Genomic DNA, 25,516 nt, shown 5'->3' on the forward strand with positions numbered 1-25,516 from the left:
TTAAAAGCCGCGTCATCCGCAGGGGTGGCGCGGCTTTTTGACGTCAGTGCGCCATCAGCACCGGTAGCTTCATCTGGCGCAAGACCGTTTCCGTCACGCCGCCCAGTAAAATTTCGCGGAAGCGCGCATGGCCGTAGCCGCCCATCACCAGCAAGTCCGCATGCACTTCGGCGGCCATGGCCAGCAGGGCCGCCCCGACGTCGCCCGTGGTGACGGCGGGGCGCACTTCGACGGGCACGCCATGGCGGCTCAGGTAGGCGGCGATGTCGGCGCCCGGGTGGCGGGCCGGCTGCGCATGGCCGGCCGGCGGGTGCAGCAGGGCCAGCACCACCCGGCGCGCCGCGCGCAAGAGGGGCAGGGCGTGGCCGATGGCGCGCGTCGCTTCCATGCTGCCATCCCAGGCCACCACGACGGTATTGTCGATTTGCGCAAACTGGCCGCTGCGCGGCCCGATCAGCACGGGACGGGCCGCGTTGAGCATCACGTAGGGCAGCAGGTCGCTCATGGCGCCGGGCAGCGTCTCGCTGTCGTCGTGCTGGCTCAGTACCGTCAAGTCGCTGTAGCGGGCGCTGACGGCCATGCCGCCATCTTCATCGTCTTCGATCAGGCGCCGCTCGAGCGAGACGGCGCCGGCCTGGCGCGCCAGTTTTTCAAACTGGTCGAGCGCCTGCTCCGCCTGCCCGTGCAGGGCGTTGATCTGCGCCGCCGCGCATGCCGCGGTTGTTTTCCAGGGTAAAGCGCGACACGCCCGTCATGGCTGCGCCGATCAGGTGCGCCTGGTGCGCGTGCGCCAGCCGTGCCGCGATGGCGATGCGCTGCGGCGCATGGCGCGACAGGTCGGCGTGGACGAGGATGGATTGATAAGCCATGTTGTCATTCGCTAGTCAGGATGGCAACAAGGCTAGAACGGCAACACGGGCAAGTCCAGCATTGCCGTGCTGGCGGGCGTTTTTCTTATGCCGCGCTTGATGTGCGTCAAAAAAACGCGGGCGGTGGCCATCTGCAAGGCCGTCGCCAGGAAATTGCGAGCTGTTTGATGTGCATCAAAATGCTCGGCTCGCTGTCGGCCATAATGGCATCGAACTCCTTGCCCTTCCAGTGGTCTGCATCGGCGCCGGCGCCATCTGTCCGGCACTGTTTTGTGTGACGCAACAACGCTGGCCGTGGCGGGAGTTCACTTTTCAAGTGGCCGCGTGGCTTTCCTCTTTCTCTGCCCAGCGCAGCCGGATGGCGTTGATGGCCGGCAATTGCTGTATAAACAGCTCGACCAGCCGCGCATCGAAATGGCTGCCTTGTTGCGCTTGTAAATAGCCCACGGCGTCCGTCACCGACCACGCGCGCTTGTACGGGCGCACCGAGGTCAGCGCGTCGAAGACGTCGGCCACGGCGATGATGCGTCCCGCCAGCGGGATCGCCTCGCCCGCCAAGCCGTTCGGGTAGCCGCTGCCATCCCATTTTTCATGGTGCGACAGGGCGATCTCGCGGGCCAGCGCCAGCATGCCGCCTGCGGCATGTTCGCCGATGATGTCGGCGCCGATGCGCGCGTGCGTCTGCATGACGGTCCATTCGTCCGCGTCGAGCTTGCCCGGCTTTTGCAGGATGCGGTCGGGGATGCCGATCTTGCCCACGTCGTGCATGGGCGCCGCGTGCAGCAGGTCGTCTGCGGCGGCCTCGTCCATGCCGGCGGCCACGCCCAGCAGGCGTGCGTAATGGCTCATGCGGATCACGTGCAAGCCCGTTTCATTGTCCTTGTACTCGGCCGCCAGGCCCAGGCGCTGGACGATCTGCAGCCGCGTTTCCTTCAGTTCGTCGATGCGCACCAGCGACAGATGCGTGCGCACGCGGGCACGCACGATGGCAGGGCTGAGCGGCTTGGTGATGTAATCGACGGCGCCCGCTTCAAAACCGCTCAGTTCGTCGCGCATGTCGTTCAGGGCCGTGACGAAAATGACGGGGATGGCGGCCGTCAGCGGCGCCGCTTTCAGCTGGCGGCAGGTGTCGTGGCCGCTCATGCCTGGCATCATCACGTCGAGCAGGATCAGGGCCGGGCGTTCCTGCTGCGCCAGTTCCAGGGCCCGTGCGCCATCCTTGGCGAACAGCAGCGCGTAGTCGTTCTGCAAGATCTGGCGCAGCAATTGCAAATTGGCCGCTTCATCGTCGACGACGAGAATCACGGGTCTGGCTCGTGCATTCATGGGGACTCCGGGGCGAAGGTGGGCAGCAGGCCGTGCAGGAGCGACTGTGCCAAGGGGAAATCAAAGTCGTCGATGGCGTGCAGCAGCGGCGCCAGCGCATCCGCTTGCGCGCCCATGGCGTGCTGCAATTGTGCTTGCGCCGCGTCATCGAGTTCGCCGCGCTGCAAGGCCTGCAGCAGGGCGCTTGCCGCTTGCCGGGCGGCGGGCGCGTCGATGGCGCTCGTCGTTGTCTCTGGTAATGCAGGCGGCGCCAGCCGGGCGATGGCGGCCAGGGCCGCCGGCCATTGCGTCAGCAGCTTGCCCAGCGTCTCATCGAGCTGCGGCGCCGTGGCGGGGCCAGGGCTGGCACACGCTTGTTCCAAAGTCGCCAGGCTGGCGGCCAGCTGTTCCAGGCCGAGGTTGGCCGCCGCGCCGCGCAGCCGGTGGCTTTGCGGCAGGAGCACCGCGTGGTCGCGTGCCTCGATGGCGGCCAGCAGGGCAGGCGGCACGCGCGGATGTTCGCGTCCGAAACGGGCCAGCGCCGCGCGGTAGGCGCTGTCGTTGCCGGCCCAGCGCTGCAGGGCGCCCGCATGGTGCAGCACTCTTCCTCCAGCGGGCGCGGGGCTGTCATCGGCAGGATCCGCCGTCAGGCCCAGCACGCGGGCGATTTCCTGCGACAGTGCCTGCCATTCGACGGGCTTGATGGCGAAACCGTCCATGCCGGCTGCCCGTGCCGCCTTGCGGTGCGCATCGAGCACGCTGGCCGTCATGGCGATCACGGGCACGCGCGGGCGGCCGTCGCGCAGGGCGGCGGCGCGGATGGCTTGCGTGGCGGCCAGGCCATCCATGCGCGGCATTTGCAAGTCCAGCAGCAGAATGTCGAAGTCGTTCTGCTGCGTCAGCTGCAAGGCTTCCACGCCATCGCCTGCCGTGATCACCGTGTGGCCGCGCTTGCCCAGCAGCAGACTCAGCAGTTCCAGGTTTTGCGGCACGTCGTCGGCGGCCAGCACGCGCAGGGGCGGCAGGCGCACGCTGCGGCGTTCGCTGGCGGGCAGCGCCGCCTGGCGTGCCGGCAACAAGGGCAGCATGATATGGAATACGCTGCCGTGCGGCACGCTGGCGTCGGCCCAGATGCGCCCCTGCATCAGGGTCACCAGCTGCCTGCTGATGGTGGTGCCCAGGCCCGTGCCGCCAAAGCGCCGCGTGGTCGAAGCGTCCGCTTGCACGAAGGGGTCAAAAATGGCATCGCGCCGTTCCGCGGCGATACCGATGCCGCTGTCCCGCACCAGCAGGTGCAGCTGGCCACCGTCGAGGCGCGCCGCCAGGCTGACACCGCCGCTGGCCGTGAACTTGATGGCGTTGTCGAGCAGGTTGCCCAGCACCTGCCGCATGCGCAATTCGTCGCCATGCAGCACGGCCGGCAGTTGCGGATCGTACTGCACCTCCATGCGCAAACCCTTGTTGCGCGCATGGATGCCATACGTGGACGCCAGTTCATCGACCAGCGCCAGCAGGCTGTAGTCGCGCATTTCCAGCACCACGGCGCCTTTGTCCAGCTTGGCCGTATCGAGCACTTCGTTGAGCAGGCGCAACAGCGAGCGGCCGGACTGCCGCACGGTATTGAGGTGGCGCCGCTGCTCCGGTGCCAGCGGCGAGTCGAGCAGCACATCGGTGAAACCGAGGATGGAATTCATCGGCGTGCGGATTTCATGGCTCATGTTGGCGACAAAGCTGGCCCGCGTGGCGGCCGCCAGCTCCGCTTTTTCCTTGGCCTTGCGCAAGTCTTCCTCCATCTGCCGCCGTTCGCTGATATCGAGGATGACGCCGTCGACCCAGCGCACGGCGCCTGCCGCATCGTGCACGACTGTGCCCCGCTCCCACAGCCAGCGGGCCGTGCCGTCGGCATGCAGCAGCCGGTATTCCAGCAGGTAGGGCTCGCCGCTGGCCACGCTGCGGTTGAAGACGTCGACGACGTAGGCGCGCTCTTCGCTGGCAATCAGGCCCGTGATGCTGCGGCGCGGTGTTGCGCCGAGAAAGTCGGCGGGCGGATAGCCGGTGACGGCTTCCACGCCATCGCTGATGAACAGCATGGGCTGGTTTTCCGCCGTGGTGCAGCGGAAGGCGATGCCGGGAATATTGCCGATCAGCGAGCGCAACTGTTGCTCGCTTTCGCGCAGGGCGGCCAGCATGGCGCGCCGTTCGCTGATGTCCGTAATGAACAGCACATACAAATCCTGGTCGGCCAGGCGCGCGCTGGCCACCGAACGCTGCACGGCGACCGGTATGCCATCCTTGCGCAGGTAGACGATTTCCTCGCTGGACTGGAAAGCGCCAGCCTCGCCCGTGCGCAGGTAGTGCAGCAGGCCGTGCTGTTCCGACTGGCGCACGTCGCTGACCAGCACGCTGACATGGCGGCCGACAATTTCCGCCGGCCGCCAGCCGAGGATGCGCTCGGCGGCGCCGTTGAAGTCGATGATGCTGCCGTGCCGATTGATGGTGATGACGCCGTCGACCGTGCTCGTCAGCAGCGAACGGGTCCAGTGTTCGCTCTGGTTCAGGTGGCGAAACAGTTCGCGGTAGCGCAAGATGCCCACGGCCGAGGCGACCAGTATCGTCAGGGCAATGGTCAGCAGGGTCACGCTGATCACCAGCATGGGCCGGTTGGCATCGGCATCATTGCCCGGGGGAATCGTCCCCACGAAGCGGGCCGCCTGCATGCCCATGTAATGCATCCCGGCAATTGCGCAACCCATGACGCAGGCGCTGATCAGCGTGCGTTGCGACGAGGGCACGCGGCTGCTCCAGCCGCGCAAGCCGAAACGTATCCACAGGGCCAGGGTGGCCAGCGCGACGGCAACGATGAGCGACAGCACGAACAGCAGCGGATCGTAGCGCAGCGACAGCCCCATGCGCATGGCCTGCATGCCCGTGTAATGCATGGCGCCGATGCCCAGGCCCACCAGCAAGCCGCTGCGCAGCAGCAGCGGCGCCGTGACGGCGCGCCGGCTGATGGTGGCCAGTGCCACGAACGAGGCCGCCACGCTGGGCACGATGGACAGCAAGGTCAGGCCCGGATCGTAGGCAACGCTGGTGCCCAGCTCGAAGGCCAGCATGCCGATGAAGTGCATGGCCCACACGCCGCAGCCCAGCGCCAGGCTGCCGGCCAGCAGGCACAGCAAGTGCAAGCGGCGGCTGATGCTCGCCTGCGCGCGGCTGTACGCCGTCATCTGGAAAGCCATCCACGACGTAAAAATGGCGATCACGAGCGACAGCAGCACGAGACCCGGCGCATGCTGGCCGTGGTGCAGCTGGGCCGGATCGGCGGGAAGGTGGAACAGGTGCTGGACGCTGGCAGGTATCATCGTAGGCAAACAGGTGGCGCGTTGGGCGCCGGCATGGACGCCTGCCGCCACTGCGGGTGATCGATGCGAATTACCTTACCAGATTTCAGGAAACAAATATCTTAATTGTAATTATTTTCCGTGTCGTGCAAGCGATTCCCGAGCGGGATAGGTGGGTCGCGGACTTGCCGTGCCCGTGGAATGGCGATGCTGGCGAGGAAGTTGCCATCAAGAATTGTGTGGTTTTTTTGCAAGGTGCGACGCCTTGCCGGGTGTCGTGCTACATTCGCGTCCTGTTTTTTCTGAAAGGATGACGATGCCTTTAAGTGACAACTTCTTGCGGCATAATCAGCAAGCCTGGGATGCCCAGGCTGTACAGAACAGCCCATGGTCGCAGCCTGTCGACCGCGCCACCATCGCCGCAGCGCGCGCCGGGCAGTGGCAAATCCATTTGACGCCCGGCCCCTTGCCGGCCGGCTGGCTGGGCGATGTGCAAGGCACGCGTATCCTGTGCCTGGCCGGTGCCGGCGGGCAGCAGGCGCCCGTGCTGGCCGCGGCCGGCGCACACGTGACCGTGTTCGATTTGTCTGAGCAGCAACTGGCGAAAGACCGCATGGTGGCTGAACGCGACGGCTTGCACCTGGCCACCGTGCAGGGTGACATGCGCGACCTGCGCCGCTTTGCCGACGCCAGTTTCGACCTCATCGTGCACCCCGTGTCGAACCAGTACGTGCCCGACATCGCTCCCGTGTGGCGCGAATGCGCACGCGTGCTGGCGGATGGCGGCGTGTTGCTGAGCAGTTTCTTCAATCCGGCCGTGTTCATCGGCGACCGCGATCCGCAATGGGCAAAGCAGGGCTTGATACGTCCCCGTTTTATGCTGCCGTATTCGGATGTGGAGGATATGCCAGCCGATGCGCTGGCGGCCCGCATGGACAGGGGCGAGGCGCTGATCTTCGGCCATGGCCTGGACAGCCAGATCGGCGGCCAGCTGGCGGCGGGTTTCGTGCTGGCAGGCTACCACGAGGAAATGCATCCTCACCCGCGCTTTGAAATTGAAAAATACCTGCCCAGCTTTATCGCCACGCGCGCCGTCAGGCTGGCGCGCGCGATAGCTTAGTTATAGGGCTGCAGATCGAGCCATACGGCATACGCCAGGCGCTTGCCGTTCCACAGGCCGCCGCCACGGATGACGGCATCGCATGAGGTCAGTTGGCCGACCAGGTCCATGCGGCCCAGGTTGCGGCGCAGGCGCAGGGCGTCGTTGTGCGACAGGTAGCCGACCAGCAGGCCGTCGATGAAGACGGCGATGGCCTTGTCCTGGAACGGGTTGGCATCGTCGCAGACGAGCAGGGCCAGGCATTTTTCTTCCGCATTGCCGGGACCGTGCTCGCCGGCCAGCTTGGCGATGGCGGGCTGGTACATCGCTTCGTTTTCCACCTCTGACGCAAAGCGCCCCTCATCGCTCCAGTGGTGCGCAGGGGCGCCGGGAGGAATCGCCGGCACGTACTGGCGCACCGAGACGAGCGGCTTGTGCAGCGGTTTGACGGGCGTGCGGCCGCTGAAGACGTAGTACAGCAGGGCGGTGACGATCACGATGGCAAGCAGGTAAAGCATGGTATCTCTCTGATTTCTAAGGGGGGAGCCGGGCTCGCGGGCGCGCCGCGCGGCGTTGCCGCTACTATAGCAAGTTCGCCGCCTGGTCCCGCGTAAATCTGCCCATGATTTGCCGCCGGCGCCGCAGTGCCAGCGGGTCGCTCAGCACGATCGGCGAGGCGCCCGTCAAGCCGGAATAATACTGGCCGTGCCGGCGCAGCACGATGGCGTAGTCGCGCAGCGCGTGGCCGTGCGCCAGCATGCGCGCGTCGCAATCGACCTCGATGGCAAAGCGCAGCCGGTGCAGTTGCCACCACAGGGGCAGGTTCCACGGCATGAGAATAATCAATGCGTACGCCACGGTCAGCAGCAGCGGATCGCGCGCAGCCAGCCGGCATTGTTCGTGCGCCAGCAGCAGCGCTTGTTGCTGCGGCAGAATCAATCGCAGCCAGACGGGCATCACGATGCGCGGCCGCAGCAGTCCCGCCACGCAGGGACCGATGCCGCCGCTCAGGAAGACGGGCGTGCCCAGCAAGGTGCTCTTTTGCCAGCGGCGCTGGTGCGACAGCAGCCAGACGCTGCGCAGCAGCAATATCAACAGCATGCCCGTCGACAAGACAAACCAGCCCAGCTTCAGCTGCGCCTGTTCCGTCGGCATGGCCGCCAGCACGCCGGGCAGCCATGCCGGCGGCAGGAGGACGGACGCGGCGATGGCAGCCAGCCACAGCCAGCGCGTCGTGCGGCCGCGCCGCTGCAGCAGGCGCTCGGCGCCCCAGGCGGCAGCGCTCAACAGCAGCGCCAGCGCCATGCTGCAAACCAGCCAGACCGGCACTAGCGTGTCAACGCCATGCCGACCGAGGCGGGCGCCGTGTGCTTGAAACCGAATTGCGCGTACAAGTCTTGCGCCTGGCCGTCGGCGATCAGGCTGACGTACGCACTTTCCGGCACCTCCGTCTCGATGAATTGCATGATCTCGCGCATGATGCGTTTGCCCAGGCCCTTGCCCTGGTGGGCCGGCAGCACGGCGATATCGGTGACCTGGAAGAAGCAGCCGCCATCGCCGATGACGCGGCCGATACCCACCACCTCGTCGCCATGCAGGATTTGCACGGCAAACAGCGAGTTCGGCAAGCCCTTGGCCGCCGCTGCCGTGCTTTTCGCGCTCATGCCGGCGGCGACGCGCAGGTGCTGGTAGGTGGCGCTGGAGGGGATGGCCAGGCGGGTGGTGTAGGACGATGCTGCGGTCAAGGCGGTCTCCTGTGCAATATGGATGGAATGGCCATTATAGGCGGCACGCTTTATTCGCCGCGCGCTATGTTGTCCGGGGCCCTTTTGCGCTATGGTGGCGTCATCCATCTATTTGTTGAAAGCACGCCATGTCCGCAGGATTTACCGCCACCGAGTTGTCCGTCATTAATGAAGACGACGCCCTGATCACCACCCTGGCCGCGCCAGCTGGCAAAGGCGAGCCCGTCTACCTGATGCTGCAGCGCGCCGACGAATACGACGAGCAGGACGTGGCCATGGGCATGGACGAGCCCTACATCGAATACGGCGGCCAGGAATTCGCCTGGTATGGCCACATGCACGCCGTGATTTTGCATCCGAACCGATTGTCCGTGCAGATGGATGCCGAGGCCGCCATGCAAATGGATGACGACGGCCAGATCGACGTGCGTTTCAACTTGACGCCCGAGCGCTACGCCCAGTTGCAGCAGGCGCTGCGCACCACTTTCGAGGGCTGTGATTATTATCGCGAGGAACGTTGATCTGCGGGGACGGCGCCGGCCAGCTGGCCGGCTTGCTGCCCATGCGGGCGCTGACGTAAAAAAACCCGCAGCATCTGGCGATGGGCGGGCTTGATCAGGTGCGACTAAAGTGTTCTGTGGTGCCGGGAGCCGGAATCGAACCGGCACGCTGTTTCCAGCGCGGGATTTTGAGTCCCGTGCGTCTACCTATTCCGCCATCCCGGCAACGCGAGACGCATTATCACTGATTTGTCACAATCTGGCAAGTTTTATGCTTGGCGCGTGATTTGCGCAAGCATGGCGAGTCCTTGAACGCGCCGATTCCAGCGCAAGAAGCGGAGTGCAGCGCCTGGCCTGCCGCCCTATCGTATTCCTTCATTCACCTGGAGGGATATCCCATGAAGCAACTGGAAAACAAGGTCGCCATCATCACGGGCGCCAGCTCGGGCATTGGCCATGCGGCGGCGCAGCTGTTTGCCCGCCATGGCGCGCGGCTGGTGCTGGTGGCGCGGCGGCAGACGGAACTCGATGCGCTCGTGGCGCAACTGGCGGACGGCGGCGCGCAAGCCGTGGCTTGCGTGGGCGATGTGGGCGACGCGGCGTGCGCGCAAGGGGCCGTGGCGCTGGCGCTGCAACGCTTTGGCGGCCTCGATATCGCTTTGAATAATGCGGGCACCCTGGGGCCCATGGGGCCCACGCAGGAAGTTGCCCTGGAAGACTGGCGGGCGACGGTCGATACCAATCTCACGAGCGCCTTCCTGGCGGCCAAATACCAGCTGCCTGCCATGGCGGCGCGCGGCGGCGGCTCGCTGATTTTCACGTCCACGTTTGTCGGCCATACCTTGGGCATGCCCGGCATGGCGGCGTATGCGGCCAGCAAGGCGGGCGTGATCGGCTTGACGAAGGCTCTGGCGGCCGAGTATGGCGCGGCGGGCATCCGCGTGAATGCCTTGTTGCCAGGCGGTACCGATACACCGTTGGGGCGGCAAGTGGCCAATACGCCCGAGGCGCGGGCCTTCGTGGCGGGACTGCACGCATTGAAACGCCTGGCCTCGCCGGACGAGATCGCCCGTTCGGCGCTGTATCTGGCCTCCGATGCATCGAGCTTTACTACCGGCACGGCGCTGCTGGCCGACGGTGGCGTGTCCATCGTGCGCACCTAAGTCGGCTTGAAACGCCGACGGCCCGGGGATGAGCCGGGCCGTCGGTGTTGTACTGCTACATCAAGCTCAGTTGTGAGCCGAGTTCAGCTGGCGCGCGATGATGTCGTGGTTGAGCCAGACGACCGGTGCTGGCGGTTCCGACATGGTGTGGAACATCAGCGGGCCCGTGCCTTCCAGAACCAGCGAGCTCAGGTGGTCGGTGATCAGTTCCTTGCGGTCCTTGTGCAGCTTGGTGATGTCGTCCGAGGTGCCGATCATGACGTCGGCCAGCTCTGGCGTGTTGTCCATCGGCCAGGCGGCGAAGTTGCGGAATTGCACGCTGGTCGCGTCGCCATTGTAGGCGGCGATACGGTCGAGCAAGTCTTGCAGCGAAACGCCGTCTTCCAGCAAGCCCTGGCAGATTTTCCATTGCTCTTCGGCCCAGGCGCTGCCGCCTTCTTTTTTCAGTGCGTCGAGCAGCGGGAACAGCGACAGTTCCACGCCGACGAAAATGTCGGACGAGTTCGTGCGGATTTCCGGGCAATTGAAGACGGTGGCCTTGATGCCTTTGTCCCACGCGGCCTTGGCCACGTTTTCCAGGCGTATCTTCGCCAGGCCTTGCGTGTAGTTGCTGTAGGTTTGCCACTGGTACTTGCCGTCGATCAGGATCTCGGTGCCGTGGTAGCCGTAGGCGCTGTAGCGCACCTGGCCGCCCGTTTGCTCGATGCGGGCGCGGATGGCGGCGCTGCCGTCGATCAGGTGCTGCAGGGTGTTGGCCGTGACTTCGTCGAAGTTCATCAGGATCAGCTTGCCCAGGTCGCTGTCGAGCAGGGCGCGCGAGGACATGAAGCGCTCGCCGCGGCCTTTGTAGATGCGGTTGGCGATCGCCAGGAAAACTTTGACCTTTGGAATGCCGCCGGCCATGGTGTGGGCGAAATACACATTGCTGCCGTCAGGAATCAGGCTGTCCAGCTCGGCCATGGCTTTGGCCACGGAAGCGCTGAAGCGGGCGATGCCGGCTTCACGGCAGCGCTCGATCTGCGCCCAGTCCAGCTTGTCTTCTTGCCAGCTCTTCAGGGTCATGTCGGCCAGCAGCGCCGTCGGCGTCGGTTCGCCGGCTGGCGCGTCGAGGTCGAAACCGGCCATCAGCGGCACGTTGATGATGCGGCCGCCCAGGTTGGCTTCCGCTTCGGCCAGCTCTTCCGCGTTCAGCGGGCGCAGCGCCATGTTTTCATCGCGGCGGCCGACCGTCATGCCGACGATATTCATGCCCGCCTTGCGCGCTTCGTCCAGCAAGCCATTTACATAGCCGCGGCCGAACAGCTCGCCGAACAGCACAAAGGTGTCGCCCTTGCGGAAGATATTTTTTTGCGGGATGTCTCTTAAGGACGTGATCTCGGTCATGGTGTCAATTCATTCTAAAATTAGCAGGGCAGATGGCTGGTGCGACTGCCCGCTGGTTCAACATAGTTGTAAATTATGCGCCATTTCAGCGAGGAAAATTCTGTTGCGAACGATTCTCGTCTGGAATGGCATCTTCTTCTGCATGCAGCTCTTATTCTTTCGCCATGGCGTATTTTACGCTGCCACGGCGCACAGCGCCTGCGGACAGGGTCAGATAAGCCCGGAAGGCGCCGATATTACCTCAGCTTGGCCACCCAGGTCAGAAAAATTGATCTAAAACAAATCCTGCTGGCCCGACACGAGGCGCGAAAAATCGTCGCCCAGGAACGGCAGGATGGCGTCGGCCACCGGTTGCAGCTGGCGCGTCAGGTAATGGTGGTAGTCGATGGGCGAACGCTGCGTTTCCAGCGGTTCCGGCCCCGCCACCGTGATGACATAGCTGATCCAGCCGCCATTCTGGTATTGCAGCGGCCGGCCCTGCGACTTGTTGTAGGCGTCGGCCGTGCGCGCCGCGCGCACGTGGGGCGGCACGTTGCGCCGGTAATCATCGAGCGGACGGCGCAGGCGCTTGCGGTAGACCAATAAAGCGTCGAATTCGCCGCGCACGGTGCGCGTCACGTAGTCACGCACATAGTCCTGATAGGCGGCGCGCTGGAAGATGCGGCGGTACAAGTCCTGCTGGAATTGCTGCGCCAGCGGCGTCCAGTCGCTGCGCACCGTTTCCAGGCCCTTGTAGACCATCTCCTCGCTGCCATCGGGTTTGCCGACCAGGCCCGCATAGCGCTTCTTGCTGCCTTCTTCCGAGCCGCGGATGGTGGGCATCAGGAAACGCCGGTAATGCGTCTCGAATTCCAGCTCCAGCGCATTCTCGAGGCCGAATTCGTCGCGCAAGTATGTATTCCACCAGGTATTCACGTGTGTCACCAGGGTGCGGCCGATCTTGCCCGCCTCTTCATCCGTATGCGCCGTTTTCAGCCACACAAACGTGGAATCCGTGTCGCCATAGATCACCTGATAACCGTGTCCGGTGATCAATTCGCGCGTGCGGTGCATGATGTCATGGCCGCGCAGGGTGATCGACGACGCCAGGCGCGGATCGAAAAAGCGGCAGCCGCTCGATCCCAGCACGCCATAGAACGCGTTCATGATGATTTTTAGCGCTTGCGACAGCGGCGCGTTGCGTTCGCGCTTGGCCGTTTCGCGCCCCTGCCACACCTGCTTCACGATGGCTGGCAGGCAATGTTTGATGCGTGAAAACTGCGCGCCCCGGTAGCCGGGCACGGTATCGGCTTCATCGCCACCCGTGCCCACCACCAGGCCCACGGGGTCGATGAGGAAGGTGCGGATGATGGACGGGTACAGGCTTTTGTAGTCGAGCACGAGCACGGAATCGTACAGGCCCGACTGGGAATCCATGACGAAGCCGCCCGGGCTGTTTTCGCCGGAGACATCGCCCAGGTTGGGCGCCACATAACCCTGCCGGTGCATCAGCGGCAAGTACAAATGCTCGAAGGCGGCCACGGAGCCGCCGCTGCGGTCGGCCGCCAGGCCCGTCACGCTGGCCCGTTCCAGCAAGAAGGTCAGCAACTCGGTTTTCGCGAAGATGCGCGTGACCAGTTCGCAATCCTTGAGGTTGTAGCGGGCCAGCGCCGGCTTGTCTTCGCGGAAACGCCGGTCGATCTCGGCCATGCGCTGGTAGGGGTTGTCGATGGACTTGCCTTCGCCCAAGAGCGTCTGCGCCACGTTTTCCAGGCTGAACGAAGAAAAATTCCACGTCGCCGATTTCAAGGCTTCGATACCGTCGATGATCAACCGTCCCGCAGCGGCCGCAAAATAGTGTTCCTGTTTGCCGCCGTGTTCGCGCCATTCCATGACGGCGCCGCCGCGTCCCAGTTTCAATGGCACCTGGCAGCGCTCGGCGTGCTGGCGCAGCACGCGCAAGTCGAACTGCACCAGGTTCCAGCCGATGATGGCGTCGGGATCGTGGCGCTCCATCCAGATGTTCAGGCGCTCGAGGATTTGTGCGCGGCTGTCGCAGTATTCGAGGTCGAAGTCCAGGGCGTCATCGCCGCCGTTTGGCGGCCCCAGCATGTAGACCTGGCGCTGGCCGCAGCCTTCCAGGGCCAGCGAATACAGTTCGCCATGCGCCGTCGTCTCGATATCGAGCGACACCAGTTTTAATGTGGGGCGGTAGCCGGGCGCCGGTTTCAGCTGTACTTCAGTTTCTCCGCTGAACGTGACCGGCGCCGTGATGAAACGCTCCATCAGGTAGCGCTCGGGCGGACGGATGTCGGCTTCGTACACGTCGACGCCGTGCGCGCGCAACTGCTTTTCCAGCTTCAGCAAATGCCGGTATTGCTTGCAGTACAGGCCCAGTACGGGACGGTGGTGAAAATCGCACAGCGACAGGGGCCGCAGCTCCGCATGGCGTTCGCCGCGCAGCAGCTGTTGCGCCTGTTCCTGTTGCTCCATGGGAAGGAAGGCGACGGCCGTCTGTACGGGCAGGCGCACGTGGCGGGGCCCGGCATCCGTTGCCAGCCAGAAATCGACTTCCGTGCCGGCGCTCGTGTCGCGCCAGTGGCGGGTCAGGATGAAGCCCTGTTCGGGCGTGTGCTGGGTGTTGCCTGTCATGGTGCCGTGAGTGTCGGATGTGCTGGCCTGCACATTACAGCAAGCTGACGCAGGGCGGGGACGGTTGCGGCTATAATTTTCTGCATCGAAGACGATAACAAGAGCGCGCCGCGCCACCCACCCCGGAGACAGCATGCAAGCAATCAGTTATGTACACGGCGCCCACGAGACGCCGTTGATCGGTGCTACCATAGGCGCCTACCTGGACGGCATTGCCGCCCGCTATGGCCAGCACGACGCCCTGATCGTGGCGCACCAGAACGTGCGCTGGACGTATCTTGAATTCCAGCAGCGCGTGCACCGGCTGGCCGCCGGCTTGCTGAAACTGGGCTTGCAGCCTGGTGACCGGGTCGGCATCTGGTCGCAAAATTGCGCCGAATGGGTATTGACCCAGTTTGCCACGGCGAAAGCCGGCTTGATCATGGTCAACATCAACCCCGCCTACCGGCGCTCGGAACTCGAATACGTGCTCGACAAGGTGCAATGCAGCGCGCTGATCCTGTCGCCCAGCTTCAAGTCCAGCGACTATCTGGCCATTGTGCAGGACGTGGTGCCGGAAATCGCCCGTTCGCGCGCCGGCGCCCTGCAGTCGCCGCGCCTACCGCAGTTGCGCCACGTCATCCGCCTGGGCGCGGCCGCCACGCCGGGCATGCACAACTTTGACGCCCTGATGGACGGCATTGCCGACGCCGACCTGGCGCACCTGGAAGAAGTGAGCGCTGGCTTGCAATTTGACGACGCCGTCAACATTCAGTTCACGTCCGGCACGACGGGCGCGCCGAAAGGCGCCACCTTGACGCATCACAATATCCTGAACAACGGCTTTTTTATTGGCGAAGCCATGCGCCTCACCGAACAGGACCGCCTGTGCATACCCGTGCCCCTGTACCACTGCTTCGGTATGGTGCTGGGCAATCTGGCCTGCGTCACGCATGGCGCGGCCATGGTGTTTCCCGGCGAAGGCTTCGATCCGAAAGCCGTGCTGGAAACCGTGCAAGCGGAGCGCTGCACGGGCTTGCATGGCGTGCCGACCATGTTCATCGCCATCCTCGACCATCCCGACTTCAAGCAATACGATCTGTCGAACTTGCGTACCGGCATCATGGCCGGTTCGCCATGCCCGATGGAAGTCATGACGCGGGTCATCGAATTGATGCATATGGCCGAGATCACGATTGCGTATGGCATGACGGAAACGTCGCCCGTCAGCTTCCAGACGTCGATCGAGGACCCGCGCGAAATGCGCGTGTCGTCCATCGGCCGGGTCCACCCGCACCTGGAAGTGAAAATCATCGATGCGGAAGGCCGGATCGTGCCGCGCGGCGAGAAGGGCGAATTGCTCACGCGCGGCTATTCCGTGATGCAGGGCTACTGGGGCGATCCTGAAAAAACCGGCGAGGCCATCGACGCGGCGCGCTGGATGCACACGGGCGACCTGGCCGTGATCGACGCCAACGGCTTTTGCAGCATCGTCGGCCGTTCGAAGGACATGGTGATACGCGGCGGCGAAAACATCTACCCGCGCGAAGTCGAGGAATTCCTGTACCGCCACCCGAGCGTGCTCGACGTGCAGTGCGTGGGCGTGCCGGACGCCAAGTATGGCGAAGAGTTATGCGCTTGCATTATCTTGCGGCCCGGCACACAGGCCACCAGCGACGACATCCGCGCTTTTTGCGATGGACAGATCGCCTATTACAAGATTCCCCGCTACGTGCGTTTCGTCGAGGAATTCCCCATGACGGTGACGGGCAAGATCCAGAAATATGTCTTGCGCAAGCAGGTGGCGACGGATCTGGGCTTGAGCACGGAGTAGGGTTTTCGCCAGCCCATAAAAAACACCGGGATGCTCGCGCGGCCCGGTGTTTTTTATGGATTCAGCGTAAAGCTCAAGCCATGGCGGCCATCGCGGCTTGCGGTGCGCGCGCTGGCGTGCGGCGGCGCAGGAATGCCAGCAAGCCCAGGCCGGCCAGCAGCATGGCGTAGGTGCCTGGTTCCGGCACGGCCGACACGTTGACCGTGTTGAAGCCGGCACCGTTCATCGCGACGTGGCCATAATTGATCGAGCTGACCGAATTGGCGATCAGCGTGCCGTTCATGTCGCCCGAACCCGAGAATGCGCTGTTCGGCGCCAGGATGCTGCCGTTGATGCCGACGTTCTGCAGGTTGGTGGTGGTGGCGTTGGCGAAGTTGAACAGCGTGCGGTTGGCGAAGCTGGCGAAATTGTCGAAGCCGCCGCTCATGGTGATGTTGGTGGCCGTGCCGTTGATGATGATGCTGGCCGTGCTTTTCAGCGAGGACAGGTCCAGGGTCAGGTTATGCAGGTTCGACGCGTCGATGTTGAAAATATTCACGTCGGCGTTGACATTGCCTACCAGGGTCATGTTGCCGTATTGCGAGATCACGGTGCCGTTCGATTGCAGCTTGGCCACGTCACCCGACAGGGTCGCCAATTGCTGCTTGGCGCCCGCGAAGTCCAGGGTGGACGCGTTGCCTTTGCTGATGTTGTTGGTTGGGAACCATTGTGGTGCCGTCAGGGTGGCATTGGGGTTGCTGACGCCGTACACGGCCGAACCGCCGAGCGTGCCCCAGCCCGTGTTCAGGTTGCCGCCAGCAACGACGGAATTGACGGCGCTGCCTGGCTTTTTGTTCGTGCCAACGTTGTAGTTGTCCAGGTAGATATTGCCGCCAGCGGCGATGCTGCCACCGACGCTGGTAAAGCCGCTGGCGCCGCTGCTGCCGATGTTGCCGAAGATGAAGGCCGAGTAGCCATTGGCGACGCCAAGGTCAACCACGGTAGCCTGGGCCGACGCGCTGAAGGAGAAAGCGAACAGGGCGGCGCTGATGAGCGGCAAGGTGCGGGTAGCAAATAATTTCATGGACAATCTCATAGTAAATTGGGGGACGATTAGGGCGGGAAAGCAAGACACCGCTATCGCGCAGTCCGCTATTATAATATAAAAAGCAATTCTAGTTCAATTTAGGTAATTAACTATATTTTAAGGCAACACTTTTCCTACGGGCAGCAATTGTCTGGCGGACATAAAAAAACCGGGCTGGCCCGGTTTTTTTTGCTGCTTACCTGACGCGCTGGTACAGGCGGAAACGTTCCACGTCATCCGTGGGGCGGCGCCCTTCCCACAGCTTGATCCAGTCCGCGCCGTGATGCTCGGGCAGCTTTTCCTTGTTGTCGGGAACCTTGATGCTGTCTTGCAGCAAGAACACATCGCATTCCTGCTGCCCTACGCTGGCAAACGGCAGGTGGCCGAAGTAGGCGAACGAGGCGCGCTGGGCGGCGCCGACGTTGCTGTTGATGCACTTGCTGCCTGGCGGCAGGTGGACGGAAATCTGGTGCGCCACGCTGGCGTAGCTCTTGCTGTAGTTCAGCGGCGGCAGGAACAAGGTCATGATCAGCACCCAGATCAGGATCAGGCCGCCGGACGACAGCACCACGGCGCGCCACAGTACGGCCGGCTGGCGCGAGATGCGCCAGTGCACGAGCGCCACCCAGCCCGCGCTGGCGCAGGCGGCGACGAAGAAGGCCAGCAAGTCCAGCTCGGGCTTGAAGCCGGGCATGAGTTTCAGGGCGTTATGCGACAGTTTCGGCGGCCAGCCCGTCAGGATGGCGAACCAGAACAGCCACAGCGCGAGGGCGCAGATGGTCAGCACCATCACGGAGAACCAGTCGATGGCGTTGATGGCGCCCCGTTTCATGGTCAGCAAGCCGAACGCGGCCATCACGGCCAGCGGCGGCAGCAGCGGCAGCAGCTGACTCGGGTCGGGATCGGGATGGCACAGGCCCAGGATGGCCAGCATGGCGACAAAGGTCAGCGGCACGACGATGTGCAGCACGTGGTGCTGGCGGCGCCAGGCATACACGGCCCAGGCGGCGAAAGGCCAGGCGGGCCAGAAGAACCAGATGCCGACACGCAAGAAATACTGCAGGCTGATCAGGCTCGGAGCGCTGAGCTGGCGCCAATTCCATTCCATCCACGCTTGCAGCGGCGAATGGCCGTAAGGACGCAGCCATTCGCCCGGCAGCAGCCAGACGAGGGTCAGCGCGGCGCCGATCACGATGGCCAGCGCCAGGTGGCGCACGCTGCGCAGCAGCGGCAGGCGCAGGAAGACGGTGCACAGCAGCAGGGAGATGCTCAGCGCCGCCGGCGTGATCCAGCCGCGCGCGAGGGTCAGGCCGCCCAGCGCCAGGCCCAGCAGCGCTGCATTGCGCACGGACGGGCCTTCCACGTAGCGCACGGCGCGGTACAGCAAATAGGCCATCAGGGACACGTACAGCGCTTCGGCCGTGATGTCGTGGCTGTGCTGCAGCAAGCCCAGGCAGCCCAGGTAGATGAGGACGGCGGCATCGGCCAGGGTGCGGCCGAAGTCGTCCGGCTCGGGCTGGCCGCCGAAGGCCAGGCGCAGCGGCTGGGCGTCGTTGCGGCGGCCCAGGTTGAAGGCCGTGTACCAGACAGACAGGGTGCTGACGACGAAGATGCCGATGGTCGACATGCGCGCGCCGAAGACGTCGCCGTCGATCCAGCCGAACAGTTTGATGAAGATGGCGCCCAGCCAGAAGGCCAGCGGGCCTTCATCGGGCTGCGACAGGCCGGCGATGTTGGGCCACAGCCAGTCGTTCAGGCCGCCATGCGCCATGGTCCACATGATGCCGAAACTGGCGGCGTCATCGTTCTTCCACGGTTCGCGGCCGATCAGGCCAGGCAGGATGTACAGCAGGCCGAGTGCAAACAAGGCCCATCGTGGCAGCGCGAGTGTGGCAGCGGCGGGAAGGCGGACTGGCTTCATCGATAGTTGTATCAGAATAGTGGCAAGACGCGACGAATGGCGTCGGGTATGCGCGAGTATAAAGTAAAGCGGCCAAAGACAAAAAAGGCAGCCGTGGCTGCCTTTTCTCTGGTAGCCGAAGCTGCCCTTTTTTGCCGCAAAGCGGCAAAAATTAGCCTGCTGCGACTGCGGTTTTCGAACCAACCGAACCGAACTTCTGACGGAACTTCTCGACGCGACCAGCGGTATCGACGATTTTGTGCTTGCCCGTGAAGAATGGGTGCGATTCAGCCGAAACCTCGATCTTCACCAGTGGGTATTCTTTACCGTCGTGGGTGATTTTTTCGCGGGTTTGGATGGTCGAGCGGGTGACGAATTTGAAATCGCACGACAGATCGTGGAAAACAACTTCGCGGTATTCTGGATGGGTATCGACTTTCATGGTCTTCTCTCTAGTTTGGTAGCCAAACAGCACTTCGTCGGTCGTCCAGCTTCTTGACCCGATTGCCGATCACTTGCCAGGGTTTAAAATAATGCAACCGCAGATTATATAGCGCTTTCTGGCTGGAGGCAATAAAAAAGCCGCTCAATGAGCGGCTTGGGCCGGTAGTACATTGATATGTGCCACCGAGGGGAGGGAAACCGTAGCGAGCAGGCCCGATATACGGCCGAGTAGCGCAGCTGTACGAAGGTACAGCGAGCAACACAGGCCGTAGAGCGGGACGCGCAGTAGGTTTACCCCCCTCGGCGCATCATGTCGAAGAACTCGGCGTTATTTTTCGTGGCTTTCATCTTGTCCAGAATGAACTCCATCGCCTCGATCTCGTCCATCGAGTATAGCAACTTGCGCAGGATCCAGATTTTTTGCAGTTCGTTCGGCTTGATCAGCAGTTCTTCGCGGCGGGTACCCGATTTGTTCAGGTTGATTGCCGGGTAGACGCGTTTCTCGGCCAGACGGCGTTCCAGATGCACTTCCATGTTGCCGGTACCCTTGAATTCTTCAAAGATCACGTCATCCATGCGCGAACCCGTTTCGATCAGCGCCGTGGCGATGATGGTCAGCGAGCCGCCTTCTTCGATATTGCGCGCGGCGCCGAAGAAGCGTTTTGGACGTTGCAGCGCGTTCGCGTCGACACCGCCGGTCAGGACCTTGCCCGAGGCAGGGATGACGGTGTTGTAGGCGCGGGCCAGACGGGTGATCGAGTCGAGCAGGATGACCACGTCTTTTTTCATTTCGACCAGGCGCTTGGCTTTTTCCAGCACCATCTCGGCCACTTGCACGTGGCGCGTGGCCGGCTCGTCGAAGGTCGAGGCGACGACTTCGCCGCGCACGGAGCGTTGCATTTCGGTCACTTCTTCCGGACGTTCGTCAATCAGCAGCACGATCAGGGTGATATCCGGGTGATTTGCCGTGATCGCATGCGCGATGTGCTGCAGGATCACGGATTTACCGGATTTCGGCGACGCCACCAGCAAGCCGCGCTGGCCTTTGCCGATCGGGGCGATCAGGTCGATGATGCGGCCGGTGATGTTTTCCTGGCCATTCATTTCACGTTCCAGGCGCAGCGGCTCGTTCGGGTGCAGCGGCGTCAGGTTTTCAAACAGGATGCGGTGTTTCGACATCTCCGGCGATTCGCCGTTGACCTTGTCGACTTTGACCAATGCGAAATAGCGTTCGCCATCTTTCGGGGTCCGTACCTCGCCTTCGATCGAATCGCCGGTGTGCAGATTGAAGCGGCGGATTTGCGAAGGGGAGATGTAAATGTCGTCGGTGGACGCCATGTAGCTGGCGTCGGGCGAGCGCAGGAAGCCGAAGCCGTCGGGCAGCACTTCCAGGGCGCCATCGCCAAAAATCTGTTCGCCGGACTTGGCGCGTTTTTTCAGGATAGCGAACATCAGCTCCTGTTTGCGCAAGCGGGCTGCGTTGTCAATGTCAAGACCGATCGCCATCTCAAGCAGGGCGGATACGTGTAGGGCCTTTAGTTCGGATAAATGCATATGTGTTGAGTGTCCCGAGACGGGATGTAAAGGTAGGGGAGGGGACTGCGTGGCGTTGATTAATTATTGGGGAAGGCTGTGCACGAATGAGGGAAAAGCCGCTTCCCGGTTGTTCAGTCAGGCGGCGCTGCGGGCGCAGCGCTGCCCATCATACATTAAATATTGCTGTCGACGAAAGCGGTCAACTGGCCCTTGGCCATGGCGCCTACTTTTTGAGCAGCTGCAACACCATCCTTGAACAGGATCAGGGTCGGGATGCCGCGGATGCCGAACTTGGCAGGTACTGCCTGGTTGGCGTCCACGTCCATCTTGGCGATCTGGATGCGGCCGGCGTATTCCTTGGCCACTTCTTCCAGGATCGGGGCGATGGCCTTGCAGGGACCGCACCATTCTGCCCAGAAGTCGACCAGTACTGGCAACTCGGATTTCAGGACGTCTGCTTCAAAAGATGCATCGCTAATGTGTTTGATATTTTCGCTCATATTTTCCTCAAATGAGGGTGGGATCAATAATGCCTGGAATTAACCATACGCTGGTTCGCCATCCATGCTTCCTGGAATGCAGTTAGAAGATGGGGACAATGGGCACGACTTCAATGTTCTTGGAAGGTGCGACCAGAGGTATGCAGGCGGGGATGGCTGAAATAATAACCCATTTTTTCAAAGCGTGGCGATTATTGCAGAAAAACTTGAGGCATATCGCCAGCATATCGCTTCCGCAGGCGCCTGCAGGGCGGCAAAGCCGCATGCCTGCTGGCCTGCAGCGCCATGCCCGTCTCCCCGGCCTGGTCTTGTGATCAGGCTTGCGCGCCGGCCTGACGCGCCGTGTGCTGCAGTTGCAAGTTCACCATCAGCTGCAATTCCGCGCTTTCCATCGGCTTGCGGAAGGTGCCCAATATATGCAGGCCGTTGGCCATGGCCAGGCGCTCGGCCGCCAGGCGCACGGCCGAATGCAGGCCCGACAGCAGGACCACGCCGCCGCGGAAGCCGTTTTCAGCCGCCATGCGCAAGAATTCGATACCGTCGATGTCGGGCATGGACAGGTCGCAGATCAGCAGGTCGGGCTGGTGCTGCTTCAGGGTCGACAGCGCCTGTTCGCTGTGCGACTCGCAGCGGATGTCGAACGGGCCCATCTGCTCGAGCATGTCGCTGAGCACGTCGAGCATGAAAACGTCGTCGTCCAGCAGCAGCACGCGCAACGGCGCCAGGCCTGCTTCATTGTGTTCCCCGCTTGTTTGGTTTGGTGCAGTGTTCATCGTCATGTCTTTCTGTTGATATGCATCGCTGTCGATGCCGAAACCTTGCCATAGCGTAATTTGGCGGTAGCTAATCGTCATTGGCAAAGCTGGTGTTATTCATGATTTGTTCGGTAATCTGTTCCAGCAGGGGCCACAGGCGCGCGACGATGCGCCGTGCCCGCTCCGCCTCGTCGGCCGGTTCGCCCGGCGCCAGGGTTTCCAGGTTGTGGCACAGCTCGGCCAATCCCAGGGCGCCCACGGTGCGCGCCGACGATTTGATGCGGTGCCCCAGTTCGCGCACCTGGTGCACGTCGCCGCGCGCCAGGGCGGCATCCATGTCGCCAAAACCATCCTGCGTGGTCTGCAGGAACTTGAAGGCGAACTTGCGCACCTTTTCCGGGTTGTAGCCCAGCAACTTGGCCAGGATGGACAGGTCGATCACCTGCGGGTCGCCGGCCAGGGTGGTCTTGAAGGCGGGCGCGGCACGGCTGCGCGCCGGTGGCTGCGGCATCTCGCGGGCCGGCAGCCAGCTGGCGATGGTCTGGTACATCATGGCCGGCTGGATAGGCTTGGAAATGAAATCGTCCATGCCCGCGTCCAGGCACCGCACGCGGTCTTCGCTCGTGGCCGTGGCTGTCATGGCCAGCACGCGCAAATGCGCCAGCTGCGGGTCGGCGCGAATGTGGCGCGTCGCTTGCAAGCCATCCATCAGCGGCATCTGCACGTCCATCAGCACGCAGTCGAACTGCGTCTGGCGCAGCAAATCGAGCGCTTCCTCGCCATTGTTGGCCAGGCAGACGGAGGCGCCCGCTTCTTCCAGCAATTCCAGCGCCACTTGCTGGTTGAACGTATTGTCTTCCACCAGCAGGATGCGCGCATGCTTGAGCGTGCGCATCACCAGAGCCGCGTCGGCGCTGGCGCGCATGGCCGCCGCCGTCTGCACCATGCTGTCGAGCATGGCCGGTGCCGCCTGGTCGGAAATGCCCAGGTTGGCCGTGAACCAGAAGGTGCTGCCGGCGCCGGGGCGGCTGTCGACGCCCACGTCGCCGCCCATCAGCTGCGCCAGCTGCTTGCAGATGGCCAGGCCCAGGCCCGTGCCGCCATACTCGCGCGTGGTGGAGGTGTCGGCCTGCTGGAAGGACTGGAAAAGCTTGCTCATTTCATCCTGCGACAGGCCGATGCCGTGGTCGCACACTTCAAAGCGCACCAGGCAGTGTTTCGCGTCCGCCACGACCTTGCGCACTTTCACGGTAATGCTGCCCTGTTCGCTGAACTTGATGGCGTTATTGGCGTAGTTGATCAGCACTTGCCCCAGGCGCAGCGGGTCGCCCACGAGTACTGCCGGCAATTGCGGGTCGATTTCAAACAGCAGTTCCAGGTTCTTGCCGGCGGCGCGCGGCGCCACCACCGTCATCAGGGTTTGCACGACATGGTCGAAACTGAAGTTGACGCGCTCGATCTCCAGCTTGCCCGCCTCGATTTTCGAGATGTCGAGGATATCGTCGATGATGCCCAGCAAGTGTTCTCCGGCAAAACGGATTTTTTCCAGGTAATCGCGCTGGCGCGGTTCCAGGTCGGTTTTCAGGGCCAGATACGCCATGCCGATCACGCCATTCATCGGCGTGCGGATTTCATGGCTCATGTTGGCCAGGAATTGCCCCTTTGCCAGGCTCGCTTCTTCGGCCACCTGCTTGGCCTGGTCGAGCTGTTCGGTGCGCTGCGCCACGCGCTCTTCCAGATGTTCATTGAGTTCACGCAAGGCGCTTTCGCTGCGCTTGTGATACGTGATGTCGGTCAGGCTGGCCACCACCATGCCCACCTTGCCGTACTCATCGCGGATGGCCTCGGTATTTACGGACAGCCACGACAGGCTGCCGTCGGGCTGCTGCACGCCCATCAGCACGTCGCGCATGGCGACACCCGTCGACAGGGTGATGTGCACGGGATGGCTGCGCTGGTCGAAGGGGGAGCCGTCCTCGTGGATGGCTTGCCACAGGCTGTTGCCGGCCGGACTGGCCGCCAGCATGCGCTCGGCGGCGGCGTTGCTTTCCAGGATGTGGCCGTGGCTGTCCTGCACCACCAGGCCGTTCGTCACGGCGCCGAAGACGGACGCCATGCGCTGGCTCGAGTTCGACAGCGCGATCGACGCCTGGCGCCGTTCCGTGATGTCGGTGATCATTGCCAGGGTGCCGCCCGGCTCGCCGTTGTCCGACTGGATGCTGGTGCTCGACAGCAAGCCCCACAGGCTGGACTGGTCCTTGCGGAAGAAGCGGAAATCGACCTGGTCAGGCTGGCTGGCGAAGCTGCCGTGGCTGGCCAGGCGGCGCTGCATCAGCAGCTGGCTGTCGCGATCCATGAAGTCGAGCAGGGGACGGCCCAGCATTTCCTGCACCGTGTAGCCGAGCATGTGCGCCATCTTCGGATTGACGAAGGTGGTCTTGCCGTCCGCACCCGTCATCCAGATGCCTTCGGCGGCCGTCTGCACGATCAGGCGGTAGCGTTCCGAGCTGGCGTGCAGCGCTTCCTCGGCGCGTTGCCGCTGCGTCATGTCGCGCAGCGAGACAATGGAAAACACTTGCCCGGCCATGCGCAGCGGCGACAGGCTGACCTTGGCAGGAAAATGCGTGCCGTCGCGGCGGCGCGCCATCATTACCCGGCCCGGCAGGCTGTGCCGCGCTTGCGGGTCGCCCACGGAATGGCTGGCCGTGCTTTCCGGTACCAATTGCTCCAGCGACATACCTGTCAATTCGGCCAGCGGATAGCCGAAGCAGCGCGCGCCGATCTGGTTGGCGTAATGCACCTTGCCCTCGACGTCGGCCACCAGCATGGCTTCGGGCGCCGCTTCCAGCATCGAGCGCATGCGCGATTGCTCGTCCTGCTTGCGTTCGCTGATATCGCAGATGATGCCGCTGGCCTGCGTGGCGGCGCCATCCGAAGCGCGTGTCAGCACGGCGCCGCGCGCCAGCAGCCAGCGCCAGTGGCCGTCGCTGTGGCGCAAACGGAATTCGCAATTGAAGGTGCCGGGTGCCTGGCCATCCAGATGCTGGCGAAATGCCAGGCTCAGGCGCGCGCGGTCGTCGCGGTGCACTTCGGCCAGCCACTCGTCCAGTGTATGGTCGAGTTTGGCGCTCTTGTCGCCCAGTACGTCCTGGTACTGGGGCGCGAACTGCAGCCGCCCGGACTGGCGCCGCCAGGTCCAGCCAGCCAATGCCGCGCCGCGCAAGGCTTGCCCGGCATCCTGTTCGGCCAGGGTGTGTGCGGGCAGGAGCAGGCGGCGCAACTGTTGCCGCAGCCGCCATGCTTGCCAGCAAGCCACTCCCGCCAGGGCGGTGGCGCTGGCGGCAGCGTACGGCCACAGCACTGTTGGCGCCATGCCGTGTACCGCCGCCTGCACCGGCAACGAAAGCGCCATGCCTGCCGCCAGCATCGTATGAGCGAGCCGGTGCAGCGCAGGGCGCCGGGGGCG

At 63.4% G+C, this 25,516-nt stretch carries 20 protein-coding genes and 1 tRNA gene; 4 read left to right on the plus strand and 17 right to left on the minus strand.

The genetic code is table 11. From position 1 onward, the window contains the following. Window positions 1–43 precede the first annotated feature (43 nt). From ACQ4WO_RS00335 to ACQ4WO_RS00350, 4 genes are all read right to left on the minus strand, one after another. Window positions 44–580 carry a universal stress protein gene (locus ACQ4WO_RS00335; RefSeq protein WP_436479773.1) on the minus strand — a complete coding sequence of 179 codons (537 nt, stop codon included), beginning with the start codon at window positions 578–580 and terminating at the stop codon, window positions 44–46. Window positions 581–650: 70 nt separating this feature from the next. Then, window positions 651–869, minus strand: a complete 219-nt coding sequence (locus ACQ4WO_RS00340) for a hypothetical protein (protein WP_436479774.1) — start codon at window positions 867–869, stop codon at window positions 651–653. Window positions 870–1,181: 312 nt separating this feature from the next. After that, the gene (locus ACQ4WO_RS00345) at window positions 1,182–2,195 is read right to left on the minus strand and encodes a response regulator (RefSeq protein WP_436479775.1); all 1,014 of its coding nucleotides are present in this window, start codon (window positions 2,193–2,195) and stop codon (window positions 1,182–1,184) included. Next, window positions 2,192–5,536, minus strand: coding sequence for an MHYT domain-containing protein (locus ACQ4WO_RS00350; protein WP_436480622.1), 3,345 nt, complete (start codon window positions 5,534–5,536; stop codon window positions 2,192–2,194). The genes ACQ4WO_RS00345 and ACQ4WO_RS00350 overlap by 4 nt, the downstream gene beginning before the upstream one ends. Before the next feature lie 295 nt (window positions 5,537–5,831). Here ACQ4WO_RS00350 and ACQ4WO_RS00355 point away from each other — a divergent pair, with 295 nt between their 5' ends. Then, entirely contained in the window at window positions 5,832–6,635 is an 804-nt protein-coding gene (locus tag ACQ4WO_RS00355; protein WP_436479776.1) for a class I SAM-dependent methyltransferase, read from the plus strand. Here the strand turns inward: ACQ4WO_RS00355 and ACQ4WO_RS00360 are convergent. From ACQ4WO_RS00360 to ACQ4WO_RS00370, 3 genes are all read right to left on the minus strand, one after another. Beyond that, entirely contained in the window at window positions 6,632–7,132 is a 501-nt protein-coding gene (locus ACQ4WO_RS00360) for a hypothetical protein (protein ID WP_436479777.1), read from the minus strand. The genes ACQ4WO_RS00355 and ACQ4WO_RS00360 overlap by 4 nt on opposite strands. A gap of 64 nt (window positions 7,133–7,196) precedes the next feature. Next, a complete protein-coding gene (locus ACQ4WO_RS00365) occupies window positions 7,197–7,943 on the minus strand; it encodes a M56 family metallopeptidase (protein WP_436479778.1) in 747 nt (248 codons plus the stop codon). Continuing rightward, on the minus strand, window positions 7,943–8,359 hold the full coding sequence (locus tag ACQ4WO_RS00370; protein WP_436479779.1) for a GNAT family N-acetyltransferase: 417 nt from the start codon (window positions 8,357–8,359) through the stop codon (window positions 7,943–7,945). The genes ACQ4WO_RS00365 and ACQ4WO_RS00370 overlap by 1 nt, the downstream gene beginning before the upstream one ends. Before the next feature lie 128 nt (window positions 8,360–8,487). Between ACQ4WO_RS00370 and ACQ4WO_RS00375 the strand changes: the two genes are divergently transcribed. After that, a complete protein-coding gene (locus ACQ4WO_RS00375; protein WP_077408640.1) occupies window positions 8,488–8,880 on the plus strand; it encodes an Imm10 family immunity protein in 393 nt (130 codons plus the stop codon). Between the two features lie 117 nt (window positions 8,881–8,997). Here ACQ4WO_RS00375 and ACQ4WO_RS00380 read toward each other — a convergent pair. Continuing rightward, window positions 8,998–9,084: transfer RNA gene (locus ACQ4WO_RS00380), tRNA-Leu, on the minus strand. Between the two features lie 173 nt (window positions 9,085–9,257). Between ACQ4WO_RS00380 and ACQ4WO_RS00385 the strand changes: the two genes are divergently transcribed. Further along, a complete protein-coding gene (locus ACQ4WO_RS00385; RefSeq protein ID WP_436479780.1) occupies window positions 9,258–10,022 on the plus strand; it encodes an SDR family oxidoreductase in 765 nt (254 codons plus the stop codon). A 66-nt stretch (window positions 10,023–10,088) separates the two neighbouring features. On the opposite strand, the gene ACQ4WO_RS00390 is transcribed toward ACQ4WO_RS00385, so the two are convergent. Then, on the minus strand, window positions 10,089–11,405 hold the full coding sequence (locus ACQ4WO_RS00390; protein WP_436479781.1) for an enoyl ACP reductase FabMG family protein: 1,317 nt from the start codon (window positions 11,403–11,405) through the stop codon (window positions 10,089–10,091). A gap of 273 nt (window positions 11,406–11,678) precedes the next feature. Continuing rightward, on the minus strand, window positions 11,679–14,036 hold the full coding sequence (locus ACQ4WO_RS00395) for a DNA polymerase II (RefSeq protein WP_436479782.1): 2,358 nt from the start codon (window positions 14,034–14,036) through the stop codon (window positions 11,679–11,681). A 133-nt stretch (window positions 14,037–14,169) separates the two neighbouring features. Between ACQ4WO_RS00395 and ACQ4WO_RS00400 the strand changes: the two genes are divergently transcribed. After that, window positions 14,170–15,849 (plus strand): AMP-binding protein, encoded by a 1,680-nt coding sequence (locus tag ACQ4WO_RS00400; RefSeq protein WP_436479783.1) that lies wholly within the window; start codon window positions 14,170–14,172, stop codon window positions 15,847–15,849. 73 nt (window positions 15,850–15,922) lie between these two features. Here the strand turns inward: ACQ4WO_RS00400 and ACQ4WO_RS00405 are convergent, their stop codons facing one another. From ACQ4WO_RS00405 to ACQ4WO_RS00435, 7 genes are all read right to left on the minus strand, one after another. After that, on the minus strand, window positions 15,923–16,912 hold the full coding sequence (locus ACQ4WO_RS00405) for a choice-of-anchor A family protein (protein ID WP_436479784.1): 990 nt from the start codon (window positions 16,910–16,912) through the stop codon (window positions 15,923–15,925). 199 nt (window positions 16,913–17,111) lie between these two features. Then, entirely contained in the window at window positions 17,112–18,836 is a 1,725-nt protein-coding gene (locus tag ACQ4WO_RS00410; RefSeq protein ID WP_436479785.1) for an ArnT family glycosyltransferase, read from the minus strand. A 151-nt stretch (window positions 18,837–18,987) separates the two neighbouring features. Further along, window positions 18,988–19,257, minus strand: a complete 270-nt coding sequence (locus ACQ4WO_RS00415; protein ID WP_034746247.1) for a type B 50S ribosomal protein L31 — start codon at window positions 19,255–19,257, stop codon at window positions 18,988–18,990. A 293-nt stretch (window positions 19,258–19,550) separates the two neighbouring features. Next, a complete protein-coding gene (gene rho, locus ACQ4WO_RS00420) occupies window positions 19,551–20,813 on the minus strand; it encodes a transcription termination factor Rho (RefSeq protein ID WP_034746249.1) in 1,263 nt (420 codons plus the stop codon). A 155-nt stretch (window positions 20,814–20,968) separates the two neighbouring features. Next, the gene (trxA, locus tag ACQ4WO_RS00425) at window positions 20,969–21,295 is read right to left on the minus strand and encodes a thioredoxin TrxA (RefSeq protein WP_034780502.1); all 327 of its coding nucleotides are present in this window, start codon (window positions 21,293–21,295) and stop codon (window positions 20,969–20,971) included. A gap of 314 nt (window positions 21,296–21,609) precedes the next feature. Continuing rightward, the gene (locus ACQ4WO_RS00430; protein WP_436479786.1) at window positions 21,610–22,068 is read right to left on the minus strand and encodes a response regulator; all 459 of its coding nucleotides are present in this window, start codon (window positions 22,066–22,068) and stop codon (window positions 21,610–21,612) included. A gap of 70 nt (window positions 22,069–22,138) precedes the next feature. Next, complete coding sequence (locus ACQ4WO_RS00435) at window positions 22,139–25,462, minus strand: PAS domain-containing hybrid sensor histidine kinase/response regulator (protein ID WP_436479787.1); 3,324 nt, start codon at window positions 25,460–25,462, stop codon at window positions 22,139–22,141. Window positions 25,463–25,516: the final 54 nt, after the last annotated feature.

The sequence above is a fragment of the Janthinobacterium aestuarii genome (assembly GCF_051380835.1).
Lineage (GTDB): Bacteria > Pseudomonadota > Gammaproteobacteria > Burkholderiales > Burkholderiaceae_D > Janthinobacterium > Janthinobacterium aestuarii.